Source organism: Caloramator mitchellensis, assembly GCF_001440545.1.
GTDB classification, from domain to species: Bacteria; Bacillota; Clostridia; order Clostridiales; family Caloramatoraceae; genus Caloramator; species Caloramator mitchellensis.
Map to the genome: position 1 here is coordinate 55,050 of NZ_LKHP01000010.1, position 13,220 is coordinate 68,269.

Genomic DNA, 13,220 nt, shown 5'->3' on the forward strand with positions numbered 1-13,220 from the left:
AGATGATTAAGGTTAAGCTTTTTGCTACGTTTAGAAATGGACGACAAAAGGAGGTTGATTTTGACTATTTTGCTGGAATAAATGGAAGGTTTATAATCGAAAAACTGGGCATTAAAGAGGAAGAGGTAGCAATTTATATTGTTAATGGAATTGACAGAAAATGGGATGAACCTTTAGAGGATGGAGTAACAGTAGCCTTGTTCCCGCCTGTGGGCGGAGGTTGATTTGACATTTGGAGGTGCACTATGGGAAGATACGATAGAAATATGAACACATTGTCAAAGGAAGAAAACGATAGATTGAGAGAATTTAAGGTTTGTGTTGTTGGTTGCGGAGGAATTGGAGGATATATAATAGAGATGCTGGGTAGACTAGGTATTGGATATATCACAGCAATTGATAAGGATGTTTTTGAGGATTCAAATTTAAACAGACAAATACTATCCAATTCTGAAGTATTAGGAAAGAGTAAAGCTTTAGTAGCAAAAGAAAGGATGGCTATAGTTAATCCTGATGTTTATGTAAATGCAATAGTGGGGGAATTTAATTTTGAGAATGGGGAAAAGCTTTTAAGAGGGCATGATTTGGTAATAGATGCTCTTGATAACATTGAAACAAGACTTATACTTCAGGATATATGTGAAAGGGTGAATATTCCTTTTGTTCATGGGGCAATAGCAGGATGGTATGGACAGGTAACTACTGTATTTCCAGGCGATAGGACGCTTGATTTTATTTATAGGAAGAAAGTTTCAAAAGGAATAGAAAAGGAACTTGGAAACCCATCCTTTACACCCGCACTGATTGCTTCAATTCAAGTAAGTGAAGCGTTAAAGGTTCTTATTGGAAGAGGAGATGTTTTAAGAAAAGAGATTCTTTATATCGATACTTTTTCACAGGAGTATCATAAGGTATCGATTAAATAAATTTGAAAGGAGAATAAATATGTTAGTTACAACAACTCCTTCGATTGAAGGAAAAAGAATAATTGAATATAAAGGTATAGTTTTTGGAGAGGTTATCAGCGGAGTAAATTTTGTAAAGGATTTTATGGCAGGACTTTCTGATTTTCTTGGTGGAAGGTCAAAGACATACGAGGAAGAATTAATGTATGCAAGGGAAAGGGCACTTGAGGAATTAAAGCAAAGGGCAGCGGCGATGGGGGCAAATGCAGTTGTTGGAATTGATATTGATTATGAGGTTCTCGGCCAGGCAGGAAGTATGTTGATGGTTACTGCTTCAGGAACTGCTGTTGTTGTCGATTAATAGGTTTAGTTGCTGGAAAAATAAAACAACGTGTATAGTAAGATGTAATATTTAAAACCCCATGAAACGAGAAAACATAAGTAAAAATCTTCATGGGGTTTTTAAAATATTAATTTAATCTGGTGGCTTATTTGAGATTAAATATACATTGCTATTGGGATTGCTTGAATTGCAGGATACATCACTTCACATGAAAACATTTCCGGAACTAATATATTGTTTTGATTTAGTATATCAAGAAACTGCTTGGTTTGCAGTAAAAGTTTAGTGTAGTAATCCTGCTCACATGTCTTTGATAATAAGTTTATTTTTTCATTATGGTTTAATACCTTAATAATTTTGCAGAAGACTTTGCAATTGCAGTTAACGTCATCGTAAATATAAGAGTTTTTATCTAAGAAAAAATTTGTGTTAACATTAAGTATGGATTTGAAATGGGAATTTTCAATAATCATCGTAGTTGTATTGTTTTGGCCTAGAAACTCGTTGAGTTTTTTTAGCTGCTTTGAGATGACTGTAAAGTTTGTAAGGGAGGAAGAGGGTATTAACTTATCCAGCTCTTTAGTATCAAATGATTCGATTAGGCTTACTATAGTATTAATTTGGGATTGAACAGATATTTGAGATATACGACCTTCAAACTCTAAGTATTCTACTGGACTTATGCTGTCATAGCTGCTTAGTTCATCAAATCTCTTAACTAAATTATTGTTTTGCATTATGGATTTCATATTATTGAAAAATTGAAAAGTAGTAAAAATTTTTCTGATTCTTATTTGATTTCTATCTCCATTTCTATTATCAACTAAAACGCTTCTATCCTTAGAACAATTATTTGAATTGTCTTTAACAAGATTTTTGTCGCTTGGATCAGTTCTCTTACTTCCCTGATTGGTTGTGTATTTGTTTCCAAGCTGAAGTCTAAAAGCTGTATCAATATTTTTCAGGTAAAGTTCTTCCCTGCTTTCTATATAACCGTTTATGAGTATGGAATACAAATCAAGTATTAGATTCTTGTTGATATAAATTGGAATACCAATAGGAGAATTCATATTAAATCTATCCTCAATATTGTTGTATTGTAATATTATATTCAATAATTTGTATTTGGTGATTAAAGAGTTAAAGTAATTGATTTAATTTTATATTTGTTATATAATATATATAACAAATATAACTAGGGGGGTTTTTAATGGTATCGAATTTGAAAATTATATTTATGATTATTACTCTTATCATTTCATTTGGGGTTCCAATTACGTTAGGAATTATATTTTGCAAAAAATACAATGGAACATTTAAGGCAATTTTGATTGGAGCACTTGTATTTTTTATCTTTCAAATGATTATAAGGATTCCAATGCTTCAGGTTTTTTCAAGGCAGAGCTGGTATATTGCAATGTCAAAAAATCATTTGTTTTTTTCTATCTTCTTAGGACTTACTGCAGGAATTTTTGAAGAGATTGGAAGATTTTTAGGGTTTAAATTCTTCTTAAAGGATAGATTGAATTTTGAAAATGGTCTTGCCTTTGGTGCAGGACATGGAGGAATAGAAGCTATACTATTAGTTGGATTAACTTATATTAATAATTTGATTTATTCTAATTTTATTAACGCAGGTAAGTTAGACGAGGTGTTTGCTGGTAAAGTACCTCAGCAAACTATAGAGATGATTAAAAACATGTTAATCAATACTCCTGACTACAATTTTCTTCTTGCAGGAATAGAGAGAATATTTGCTATAACTATTCAAATTGCACTATCTTTATTGGTTTTGCAATCGGTTAGAGATAAAAAATGGAGCTATTTAATTATCGCAATTTTAATTCATATGCTTATTGATACACCGATTGCCCTTATGTCAATGAAGGGGGTTAATGTATTTATACTAGAAGGCATTACGATGATTTTTGCCATAATCGCACTTATTTATATTTTAAAACAAAAGGGATTAGAAAAAACTAATGCAGAAGTTTAAGGAAGTGAATGTATGTTTATAGAAATAGACTTTACATCGGAGATTCCAATTTATATTCAGATTAAAAATCAAATAATCGAAGGGATTGCAAAAGGACAGTTGAAGGAAGGCGATAGCCTTCCTTCAATTCGCCAGCTTGCTGAGGACATTGGGATAAACATGCACACAATTAATAAGGCATATAATATTTTAAAGGATTTAGGCTTTATTTCCATTAACAAAAAACAAGGGGCATATATATCAATTATTAGGAATATAGATAAGATTTTTTTAAAGGAAGTTAAAGATGAGCTTAAACCTATAATAGCAGAGGCATATTGCAAGGGGATTAGCAAAGAGGATTTATTTAGTATAATGGAAGATATTTTTGACGGGTTTGGAGGGGAAAAGGGTGAATAAATTTATTTTTGCTTTTTTATTTTTACCTAATGTATTATTAATTACTATATTAGGATTTTACTTACCTAAGTTTTCAAGGGAGAATGTATTTTTTGGAGTAAAAATCCCCTACGGTTATAAAAATAGAAATGAAATGCTAATTCTTTATAAAAAATATAGAAGAAATTACGCTTTGACGATTCTATTTCCATTGCTTCTATACACTTATTTCTTTATATTTGGAAATGTGATTTCAATTATAAAACTTTCTGTTCTATTTATTTTCATTATTGCTTTTGCTATGGAGATTAATTATTATTTCATTTATAAAGAAGTTTTAAAAATTAAACACAATAGCGACTGGGTTTTGGGAAAAAGACAAGTAACAGTTGTAAACCTTAAAAGGCGTGACCATGTAAAAAATTATCCCTCAAAGTATTGGTTTATAATTCCTGCATTTATTGTTATTTTGTCTTTAATAATGATGATTGAAAGATATCATTACCTTCCAGAAAGGATTCCCCTACATTATAACATTAATAATGAGGTGGATAGATGGGGAGAAAAATCTTTTTTAACCTTTCTGCCATTACAGCTTACTCAGATAGGGTTAATTATCCTTATGTTTTTTATATTCAATTTAATAAAAAAATCAAAGATGAACTTAAATATTTTAAAACCAGAAAAATCTGAGTACCAAAATAATCTTATTAAGAGCAATCTAGCATACTTGATTATTTTACTGACAATTATGCAGCAGATAATATTTTTTATAATAAATATGAATATGTTAATGTTAATCGATGTAAAACTAATGACGATATGGCTAACTGTATTAACAGCCTTAACAATAATGATTATAATAATTTATATTATCAAATCTTATCACATTTATAATGAAAGCAAAGATAGCTTATCGGTGGATAATCAGCAAATTATAGATAGGGATGATGAAAAATACTGGATAGCAGGAATGTTCTATTATAACCCGGATGACCCTTCTTTGCTTATTGAAAAACGCGTCGGAATAGGTTGGGATTTTAATTATGCAAAACCAATGGCAAAGATTATTGCTGTTTTAGCTGCACTGATTATTATTGGAAGCATCTTATTGGTTTGGTTTATACCCCTTGAATGACATACCGTCATCCATACTTATTACGTATAGAATAAGCAGGATGCTGGTTTAAATTTAAAAAATTGTATAGGAATAAATTCCTGTTTAAGTAAAACTATCACTTTGTTATAATAAAAATAATTAGGATGTGTAAAATTAAAAGACATTTATAATGCAATCATAAACTAAACAAGAGGAACAGTATTTTAACTAATAAATTAGGGGGAGTAATTTTGATTGAAATTTCTGGTTTTTATGCAACTGCAAAGATTTTTACTGACAACATAGATGAGGCTGCTATAGAACAGATTAGGGAATTGTGTAATCAAGAGTTCGTAAAGGATTGCAGTATTAGGATTATGCCGGATGCTCATGCTGGTGTAGGATGTGTTATAGGATTTACTGCAAACTTAGGAGACAAGGTGATACCTAATTTAGTTGGAGTAGATATTGGCTGCGGCATGCAGGTTGTAGAGCTTGGCAAAATTGAGATAAATTTAGCTGAACTAGATGAAATAATTAATAAATATATCCCTTCAGGGCAAAATGTTCACGAAGGCAGAATGGTTAAATTTTCAGAATTACAGGAATTACATTGTTACAGGGAATTAAAGGATACTAAAAGGATTGAAAGAAGTATAGGAACTTTAGGCGGGGGAAACCATTTTATAGAATTAGATAGAGATGAAGAGGGAAGGATGTATTTAGTCATTCATACTGGAAGCAGAAATTTAGGAAAGCAGGCTGCAGAATACTATCAAAACATTGCAATAGATTTATGCAGTGGAAAAGGCGACTACTACGAAAAAAGGGAAATAATTATAAAAAACTATAAAGAACAGGGTAAGAAACACCTTATCCAAAAGGTATTGAAGGAGCTAAAAGAACAATATGATGCCTTAGAACCAAAATACAAGAAGGATTTGTGCTTTTTAAGTGGAGATTTTAGAGAAAAATATTTACATGATATGGACATATGTCAAAGATATGCGACCTTAAACAGAAAAACTATAGCAAATATTATTTTGAACCGATTGTTTAAAAAGAGCATTGATGAATTTGAACATTTTGAAACGATACACAATTATATTAACTTTAAGGATAATATAATAAGAAAGGGCAGTATATCTGCATACAAGGGCGAAAAGGTTATTATTCCAATGAATATGAGGGATGGAAGTTTAATATGTATAGGTAAGGGCAATCCTGATTGGAACTATTCGGCACCCCATGGTGCAGGAAGAATTATGAGTAGAAACAAAGCTAAAGAATTATTATCAATGAATGATTTTAAGGAGTCGATGAAGGGAATATACACAACATCTGTAAGTGAAAATACATTAGATGAAGCTCCTATGGCATACAAGCCTATGGAGGAGATTGTTAATAATATTAAGGATACAGTGGAAATTGTAAAGATAATCAAGCCCATATATAATTTCAAAGCAGCGGAATAGTAATATAACCTCTTCAAAGAAAAACGGACTTTGAAGAGGTCTTTTTTTTGGAAATTAAAGAGAAGAGATATTAAAAGAAAATAAGAGCTTTAATTTGCAAGTAATTAAAGAAAAGATTAGAAGAAACATAATAAGTTAAAATACACATTGAAACATGGTATAAAATACCATATAATAAAGTTGTAATAAATGATTAGGAGATGATGAGTATGGGTGGGTAGTAAAACTTGAAACTTATTTTCAGCTTTAAAAAAAGAAGCAACGTTGTTTGCGGGAAAAATATGTAATAAAATAGTAATATATGGGAAATGAAGGTGGGGTGATTATGCTAACGCTTTTTAAAACTTGTTTCTACACAGGAGCTTTACTGGCCTTTATAATGTTTTTATTTGGTCAAGTTTTAGATATTGGGGATTTTGATGGATTAGACATTGATTACGAAATTCCTTTTCTATCATTCTTGCCATTGAAGCCTAATTTGATAATTTTGTTTATTACTGTTTTTGGTGGTTTGGGGTTAATATTATATAGATTGAATTTAGGTTCGACAATTACTCTTATGTTTTCGCTGCTTGTAGCAATTTTTGCAACTTTAGCCTTTAACAGTTTTATTTTAAAACCACTCTATAGGGCTCAAAATACCAGCGCTGTATCACAAAAGGATCTTATAGGCAAAGTTGCAAAGGTTAAAATACCAATAAGAAAAGAAGGAGTAGGTCAGATAATTTACTCTATAAAAGGGAACCGATATACTGCTCCAGCAAAAACATTTGATGGACAGGAACTTGAAAAGGACGAAAAGGTTATAATCGTATCCATAGATAACAATATATTTTATGTTCAAAAATAAGGGGGTTTTTGTATGCAGGATTTTGTAATTCCAATCATAATTGTTGCTGTTGTTTTATTCTTAATCATTACCATTCTTTCTATGTGGAAAAGAGTTCCACAGGATAAGGCACTTGTAGTTACTGGCTTAAAGAAAAGGGTTATTTCAGGTGGCGGTGGGCTTGTTATTCCACTTCTTGAAAGAACAGATGTTATTTCGCTGCAAAATATGAAAATTGAAGTTAAAATCGATGGCGCTCTAACCGAACAAGGCGTTGATATTGGAGCTGATGGTGTTGCTGTTATAAAGGTTAAATCAGACATGGAATCAATCTTATCTGCAGCAGAACAGTTCAATACAGGTGAAGAACAAAGAACTATTGCAAAAATTCAAGATACAGCAAAGGATGTTCTTGAAGGAAAGCTCCGTGAAATTATTTCAAAACTTACAGTTGAAGAAATTTATAAAGACAGAGAAAAATTTGCAGCACAAGTTCAAGAGGTAGCAGCTGTTGACCTTGCTGATATGGGGCTTGAAATTAAGGCCTTCACGATAAGAGATATTAATGATAACAATGGATATCTTGATGCACTTGGAAAGAAGAGAATTGCAGAAGTAAAAAGGGATGCTGAAATTGCACAGGCAGAGGCAAATAAGGAAACAAAGATAAGAACAGCAGAAGCTAATAGAGAAGGGGAAGCTGCAAGGTTAGTTGCAGAAACTCAAATTGCTGAATCAACAAAGGAAAAGGAATTAAAGGTTCAGTCATATAGAAAAGAGCAGGAAATCGCAAAGGCTAATGCCGACCTTGCTTATGAAATAGAATCTAATAAAGTTAAAAAAGATGTAACTGAAGCTCAGATGCAGGTTGAAATCATTAGAAAGCAGAAGGAAATTGAACTTGCAGAGCAGGAGGCACTAAGAAAAGAAAAAGAACTCGAGGCCACAATAATTAAACAGGCAGAGGCTGAAAAATTTAAAACCGAAAAGTTAGCAGAGGCTACAAAATATAAAGAATTACAAGATGCAGAGGCAAGGGCGGCAGCTATAAGACTTGAGGGGCAAGCTAGAGCTGAAGCAAGAAAGCTTGAGGGTATGGCAGAAGTTGAGATAATTAGAGAAAAGGGTAAGGCAGAAGCTGAGGCTATGATGAAGAAGGCAGAGGCGTTTAAGCTTTACAATGATGCTGCTATAACTCAAATGATTATTGAAAAACTGCCTGAAATAGCAAAGGCTGTTGCTGAACCGCTATCAAAGACCGAAAAGATTGTTATTATTGACAACGGTAATGGAAAAGGAGCAGCAAAGGTTACTGAGTATGTAACTGATGTTGTTGCAAGACTTCCTGAAACTGTTGAAGCTTTAACAGGAGTTAAAGTAGGGGACTTAATTAATAAGGTTGGAAATGGCCAGGTTACAAAGAAAGATGTTATAGACTAAGCAACCCAAAGTAATTTAAATTTCTATCCATTAAACGATAAAGGGAAATCGATTGATTTCCCTTTAAATATTTTTTATAGAATGTTTTACTATAGCCATTGTATAGACTACAAAACAACAAAGTGCTAAAATAAATATGAATTTTATGCGAGGAGAGGGAAGATGAAGGAGATTGAAAATATAGCACTGTTTAACACATTATCAGAAAAAGATGTTAAGTTATTAAACCCACTTATTTGGGCCTATATAGGTGATGCAATTTATGAAGCATATGTGAGAACTTACATAATCTCAAAGGGTGCTAAGTCTTCACATAAACTTCATGTGGAATCAATTAAATTTGTTAAGGCAGCAAATCAAGCAAAAATACTTGATAAGCTAAATCCTTATCTAACAGAAGAAGAACTTGATGTTGTAAGGCGTGGAAGAAATACAAAGACATATCATGTCCCTAAAAATGCTAATGTTTTAGATTATAGAATGGCTACAGCGTTTGAAGCATTATTTGGATATTTGTTTTTGTTACATAGAAACGATAGGATTGATGAGATTTTTAAGATTATATTGGGTTTTGAAGGTTTAGAAAATAGTAATAAATGCTTTGAATAATAAAGATTATAAATCGTATAAACTTTTATTAATTGAGGAAATGAGTAGTGAGTGTTATAATTATATAAATTTAGGATGAGGGGGAAAAACGATGATTAATGCTCTAAAGGTTACTCTTATAGCCTATACACCAGAACCTGAAAAGGTAGTTGCATCTGCTGCAAAACTCTGTTACAGCAAAGTTGGAGTTGATGAAATACAACAAAATTTATCGGATGAAAGTATTCAAAGATTTTTAAATATGCTTGTTGAAATAGGGCATGAATCTCCTATAGAACATGTTAGTTTTACCTTTGCAATAGAGGGGGTATCCCGCTCCTTAACACATCAGCTTGTCAGACATAGAATAGCAAGCTATAGCCAGCAAAGTCAGAGATATGTTAAACTTGACCAATTTGAATACATAGTCCCTCCTGCAATAGCCGAAGACGAAGAAGCAAAGGAATTATTTATAAGGGCAATGCAGGATGACCAGAAAATTTATGATAAGCTAGTAGAGATTCTCTTTAATAGACATTTTAATAGACTAATTGAAGAAGGTAAATTAGAAAGTATTGCCAAAAAGTTGGCAGAAAAAATTGCTATAGAAGATGCAAGATATGTTTTTCCAAATGCATGCGAAACCAAAATTGTAGTTACTATGAATGCTAGAAGTTTACTGAACTTTTTCAAACACAGGTGCTGCAACAGGGCACAATGGGAAATACATAGACTTGCTGATGAAATGTTAAAGGAAGTAAAAAAGGTTGCACCTACTATTTTTAAATATGCTGGTCCAAGCTGTGTTCATGATAAATGCCACGAAGGCAATATGAGTTGTGGCAAAATGCTTGAAGTTAAGGAAAAGTATTTGAATTTGTGACAAGAAGGTGATTTCATGTTGAATAAGGCATATTATAAATCCCCTATAGGGATTATTGAAATTGTAGAATACAATGATGCAATAATAAGACTTGATTTTGTCGAGAAAGAAGCGGAATATGATGAAGACATGCCTGAGATGTTGAAAAGATGTCTAATTGAATTGGACGAATATTTTAAAGGAGAACGCAGGGAATTTACAGTTAAAGTAGATTTGTGCGGAACAGATTTTCAAAACAAAGTATGGCAAGAGTTGTGCAATATTCCATATGGAGAGACTATTTCATACAAGGAACAGGCTAAAAGAGTTGGAAATCCAAAGGCGATAAGAGCTGTTGGACTTGCTAATAGTAAAAATCCAGTAGGAATAATAGTTCCATGCCATAGAGTTATTGGTTCAAATGGTAAGCTTACGGGATACGCCGGTGGACTGTGGAGAAAAGAATGGCTTATTGAACATGAAAAAAGAGTTTTAAATAATGCCAAGGGGAATAATATTTTTGAGGTGAAATATAAATGAGAAAAGATAGGCAAAATTATGGGAATAACAAAGAAAGAAGAGATTTTAAAAAAGATGACAGACAAAGAGATAGGGCGCTAAGAGGGGGTAATTTTTTAAACAAAATAAATCAAGAAACAGAAAATATTATAGAGGGAAGAAATCCAGTAATTGAGGCGATTAAATCTGGCAGAACGATTGAGAAGATATATGTTTCTAAGGGTGATGTTGAAGGCTCAATCAAAATGATAATTTCAATGGCTAAAGAAAGAGGGATTGTAATTTCTGAGGTAGAAAGAAAGAGACTAGATGAAATGTCAACCACAATGGCTCATCAAGGGGTTATAGCAATCGTTTCTGATTATAACTATGTTGAAGTTGATGAAATATTAAAATTTGCAAAGCAGAAAAATGAGGACCCATTCATAATTATACTTGATGAAATAGAAGACCCGCATAATTTAGGTTCAATAATAAGGTCGGCAAATGTATTTGGAGCACATGGAGTCATTATTCCAAAAAGAAGGAGTGCACTTGTTACAGCAACTGTAGCAAAGGCTTCTGCTGGGGCTATAGAACATACTAAAATAGCTAAGGTAACTAATCTGAATAAAACTATCGATGAGCTTAAGGAAATGGGGCTCTGGATTGCAGCACTTGATATGGACGGAGAAAACTGCTATAACAAGGACTTAAATGGACCGTTAGCCATAGTAATTGGTAGTGAAGGAAGAGGAGTTTCAAGGCTGGTAAAACAAAATTGTGATTTTGTAGTTAAAATTCCAATGAAGGGAGAAATAAGCTCCCTAAATGCTTCGGTTGCAGCAGGAGTTATAATGTATGAAGTTATAAAACAAAGGGGCATCTGATGTGAACAGGATTAGGACTATTTTCGTGGACGGATATAACGTTATTAATCAATGGGATGAGCTTAAGAAGTTAAAGGATGAAAATCTTGAGGATGCTAGAGATAAACTTGTGGAAATGCTGCAGGAGTATGCTGCATACAAAGGCTGCAGCATTTTCGTTGTGTTTGATGCACATTTAGTGCCTGGAAGCATTGAAAAAAATGAGAAATCTGGAAAGATAAATATTGTGTTTACTAAAGAAGGCGAAACCGCAGACTGCTTCATAGAAAGATCAATATATCAATATTTAAAGTCAGGAGCTGTTGCAGTGGTAACGTCTGATTACTTAGAACAGAGGATTACTCTTCAAATGGGCGGAATCAGAATAACACCGAATGAGTTTTTGCATGAGCTAAAAGCTGTTGAAAATGTTATAACAGAAAAATCAAAGATTTCATATAGCCAAAGGAAAAACACATTAGAGGAGTTTATAAATAAGGATATTTTGGAAAAACTTGAAAGAATGCGTCGAAACCTTTGAAAATGCTTGACTATGGGTATTTTCTGAAATATAATTTATGTAACACGCATGAAAAAGCTGCTACTGGGGGGATTCAATTGCAGATACATAGGGGGGCTCTTGCAACATTAGCAGGATTTGATAGTATGATAGACGAAGAAATTGTTGCTATGGCGCAGGAGGGCGATAGGTGCGCAGAAGAATATTTGATTTTTAAGTATATGAATTATGTAAAGGCAAAGGCGAAGGCATATTTTTTAATTGGAGCTGATAAAGAGGATATTTTTCAAGAAGGAATGATTGGGCTATATAAAGCCATTAGGGATTTTAAGAATGACAAATTATCTTCTTTTAGGGCCTTTGCGGAATTATGCATAACTAGACAGATTATTACAGCAATTAAAACTGCTACAAGGCAAAAACATATTCCACTGAATTGTTATATTTCGCTCAATAAACCCGTTTTTGAAGACGAATCTGAAAGAACCTTAATAGATGTTATTTCTTCTTTACATATATCTGATCCAGAGGAATTAATCATTAGTAAGGAAGAGAGAAAAAAGATTGAAAAAAGAATGCTTGAAACTTTAAGTGACCTTGAAATTGAGGTCTTAAGGTGTTATTTAGATGGAAAAACATACCAAGAAATAGCATGCGATTTAGATAGACATGCTAAATCAATTGATAATGCACTCCAAAGAATTAAGAGAAAACTTGAAAAATTGTTAAATGAAAAGGATTGATATACTGTTTAATAAAATATTGACATATTTTTTTAAACAGTGTAAAATAAATAATCGGTAGTATCAATATGCCCTTTTTTGCCCATGTAGCTCAGTAGGCAGAGCGTCACCTTGGTAAGGTGGAGGTCGTCGGTTCAATCCCGATCATGGGCTCCAGGGTAGTGTGATACACCAGGATAAGTTTACAACGGTAAAAACCGTAAAAAAGAACAACAAAGGAAAAGGAGGTAATTTTAAAATGGCAAAGGCGCATTTTGAGAGAACGAAGCCACACGTAAACATAGGAACGATAGGACACGTAGACCACGGTAAGACAACATTAACAGCAGCAATAACAACAGTATTAGCAAAATACGGAAGAGCACAAGCAACAAGATACGACGAAATAGATAAGGCACCAGAAGAAAAGGAAAGAGGAATAACAATCAACACAGCACACGTTGAATACGAAACAGAAACAAGACACTATGCACACGTTGACTGCCCAGGACACGCAGACTACGTAAAGAACATGATAACAGGAGCAGCACAGATGGACGGAGCAATCCTAGTAGTTAGTGCAGCAGACGGTCCAATGCCACAAACAAGAGAACACATCCTTCTTGCAAGACAGGTAGGTGTTCCATACATTGTAGTATTCTTAAACAAAGCAGACATGGTAGACGACCCAGAATT

Annotated in this window: 17 protein-coding genes and 1 tRNA gene; 17 read left to right on the top strand and 1 reads right to left on the bottom strand. The window is 33.0% G+C overall.

Translation table 11 applies throughout. The annotated features are described in order from the left end of the window. Nucleotides 1–2: 2 nt before the first annotated feature. Genes ABG79_RS08935 through ABG79_RS08945 form a run of 3 tightly spaced genes read left to right on the top strand, consistent with a single transcriptional unit; the run spans nucleotide 3 to nucleotide 1,266 of the window. On the top strand, nucleotides 3–224 hold the full coding sequence (locus ABG79_RS08935) for a MoaD/ThiS family protein (protein ID WP_057979133.1): 222 nt from the start codon (nucleotides 3–5) through the stop codon (nucleotides 222–224). 21 nt (nucleotides 225–245) lie between these two features. After that, nucleotides 246–926 (top strand): HesA/MoeB/ThiF family protein, encoded by a 681-nt coding sequence (locus tag ABG79_RS08940; protein WP_057979134.1) that lies wholly within the window; start codon nucleotides 246–248, stop codon nucleotides 924–926. Between the two features lie 19 nt (nucleotides 927–945). After that, nucleotides 946–1,266: a putative heavy metal-binding protein gene (locus ABG79_RS08945; protein ID WP_057979135.1), complete on the top strand. Its 321-nt coding sequence runs from the start codon at nucleotides 946–948 to the stop codon at nucleotides 1,264–1,266. 137 nt (nucleotides 1,267–1,403) lie between these two features. Here the strand turns inward: ABG79_RS08945 and ABG79_RS08950 are convergent, their stop codons facing one another. Then, entirely contained in the window at nucleotides 1,404–2,318 is a 915-nt protein-coding gene (locus ABG79_RS08950; protein ID WP_057979136.1) for a DUF6414 family protein, read from the bottom strand. 140 nt (nucleotides 2,319–2,458) lie between these two features. On the opposite strand from ABG79_RS08950, the gene ABG79_RS08955 reads away from it, so the two are divergent. The 14 genes from ABG79_RS08955 to ABG79_RS09020 all read left to right on the top strand — a co-directional run. Further along, on the top strand, nucleotides 2,459–3,244 hold the full coding sequence (locus tag ABG79_RS08955; protein ID WP_057979137.1) for a YhfC family intramembrane metalloprotease: 786 nt from the start codon (nucleotides 2,459–2,461) through the stop codon (nucleotides 3,242–3,244). A gap of 12 nt (nucleotides 3,245–3,256) precedes the next feature. Next, nucleotides 3,257–3,643 (top strand): GntR family transcriptional regulator, encoded by a 387-nt coding sequence (locus tag ABG79_RS08960; protein ID WP_057979138.1) that lies wholly within the window; start codon nucleotides 3,257–3,259, stop codon nucleotides 3,641–3,643. Further along, nucleotides 3,636–4,760, top strand: coding sequence for a DUF1648 domain-containing protein (locus ABG79_RS08965; RefSeq protein WP_057979139.1), 1,125 nt, complete (start codon nucleotides 3,636–3,638; stop codon nucleotides 4,758–4,760). Before ABG79_RS08960 ends, ABG79_RS08965 begins: the two co-directional genes overlap by 8 nt. A 212-nt stretch (nucleotides 4,761–4,972) precedes the next feature. Continuing rightward, entirely contained in the window at nucleotides 4,973–6,196 is a 1,224-nt protein-coding gene (locus tag ABG79_RS08970; protein WP_057979140.1) for an RtcB family protein, read from the top strand. A gap of 325 nt (nucleotides 6,197–6,521) precedes the next feature. Then, nucleotides 6,522–7,046 carry an NfeD family membrane protein gene (locus ABG79_RS08975; protein ID WP_057979141.1) on the top strand — a complete coding sequence of 175 codons (525 nt, stop codon included), beginning with the start codon at nucleotides 6,522–6,524 and terminating at the stop codon, nucleotides 7,044–7,046. 12 nt (nucleotides 7,047–7,058) lie between these two features. Continuing rightward, nucleotides 7,059–8,465: a flotillin family protein gene (locus ABG79_RS08980; protein WP_057979142.1), complete on the top strand. Its 1,407-nt coding sequence runs from the start codon at nucleotides 7,059–7,061 to the stop codon at nucleotides 8,463–8,465. Between the two features lie 162 nt (nucleotides 8,466–8,627). Next, nucleotides 8,628–9,074 (top strand): Mini-ribonuclease 3, encoded by a 447-nt coding sequence (locus tag ABG79_RS08985; protein WP_057979143.1) that lies wholly within the window; start codon nucleotides 8,628–8,630, stop codon nucleotides 9,072–9,074. Nucleotides 9,075–9,165: 91 nt separating this feature from the next. Further along, nucleotides 9,166–9,936, top strand: a complete 771-nt coding sequence (gene thyX / locus ABG79_RS08990; RefSeq protein ID WP_057979144.1) for an FAD-dependent thymidylate synthase — start codon at nucleotides 9,166–9,168, stop codon at nucleotides 9,934–9,936. Between the two features lie 15 nt (nucleotides 9,937–9,951). After that, nucleotides 9,952–10,455 (top strand): methylated-DNA--[protein]-cysteine S-methyltransferase, encoded by a 504-nt coding sequence (locus ABG79_RS08995; protein WP_083490398.1) that lies wholly within the window; start codon nucleotides 9,952–9,954, stop codon nucleotides 10,453–10,455. Further along, the gene (gene rlmB, locus ABG79_RS09000) at nucleotides 10,452–11,303 is read left to right on the top strand and encodes a 23S rRNA (guanosine(2251)-2'-O)-methyltransferase RlmB (protein WP_083490399.1); all 852 of its coding nucleotides are present in this window, start codon (nucleotides 10,452–10,454) and stop codon (nucleotides 11,301–11,303) included. The genes ABG79_RS08995 and rlmB overlap by 4 nt, the downstream gene beginning before the upstream one ends. A 10-nt stretch (nucleotides 11,304–11,313) precedes the next feature. Then, nucleotides 11,314–11,823, top strand: a complete 510-nt coding sequence (locus ABG79_RS09005; RefSeq protein ID WP_057979149.1) for an NYN domain-containing protein — start codon at nucleotides 11,314–11,316, stop codon at nucleotides 11,821–11,823. 77 nt (nucleotides 11,824–11,900) lie between these two features. Then, a complete protein-coding gene (gene sigH, locus ABG79_RS09010; protein WP_423230097.1) occupies nucleotides 11,901–12,545 on the top strand; it encodes an RNA polymerase sporulation sigma factor SigH in 645 nt (214 codons plus the stop codon). Between the two features lie 80 nt (nucleotides 12,546–12,625). After that, nucleotides 12,626–12,701: transfer RNA gene (locus ABG79_RS09015), tRNA-Thr, on the top strand. A gap of 82 nt (nucleotides 12,702–12,783) precedes the next feature. Then, nucleotides 12,784–13,220: GTP-binding protein (locus tag ABG79_RS09020; RefSeq protein ID WP_152978232.1), on the top strand; the 437-nt coding region annotated here is incomplete at its 3' end.

Bases quoted from the DNA above. Each gene is read 5' to 3' on its own strand.
- ABG79_RS08935 (WP_057979133.1), top strand. From the start codon at position 3: ATGATTAAGGTTAAGCTTTTTGCTACGTTTAGAAATGGACGACAAAAG.
- ABG79_RS08940 (WP_057979134.1), top strand. From the start codon at position 246: ATGGGAAGATACGATAGAAATATGAACACATTGTCAAAGGAAGAAAAC.
- ABG79_RS08945 (WP_057979135.1), top strand. From the start codon at position 946: ATGTTAGTTACAACAACTCCTTCGATTGAAGGAAAAAGAATAATTGAA.
- ABG79_RS08950 (WP_057979136.1), bottom strand. From the start codon at position 2,318: ATGAATTCTCCTATTGGTATTCCAATTTATATCAACAAGAATCTAATA.
- ABG79_RS08955 (WP_057979137.1), top strand. From the start codon at position 2,459: ATGGTATCGAATTTGAAAATTATATTTATGATTATTACTCTTATCATT.
- ABG79_RS08960 (WP_057979138.1), top strand. From the start codon at position 3,257: ATGTTTATAGAAATAGACTTTACATCGGAGATTCCAATTTATATTCAG.
- ABG79_RS08975 (WP_057979141.1), top strand. From the start codon at position 6,522: ATGCTAACGCTTTTTAAAACTTGTTTCTACACAGGAGCTTTACTGGCC.
- ABG79_RS08980 (WP_057979142.1), top strand. From the start codon at position 7,059: ATGCAGGATTTTGTAATTCCAATCATAATTGTTGCTGTTGTTTTATTC.
- ABG79_RS08985 (WP_057979143.1), top strand. From the start codon at position 8,628: ATGAAGGAGATTGAAAATATAGCACTGTTTAACACATTATCAGAAAAA.
- thyX (WP_057979144.1), top strand. From the start codon at position 9,166: ATGATTAATGCTCTAAAGGTTACTCTTATAGCCTATACACCAGAACCT.
- ABG79_RS08995 (WP_083490398.1), top strand. From the start codon at position 9,952: ATGTTGAATAAGGCATATTATAAATCCCCTATAGGGATTATTGAAATT.
- rlmB (WP_083490399.1), top strand. From the start codon at position 10,452: ATGAGAAAAGATAGGCAAAATTATGGGAATAACAAAGAAAGAAGAGAT.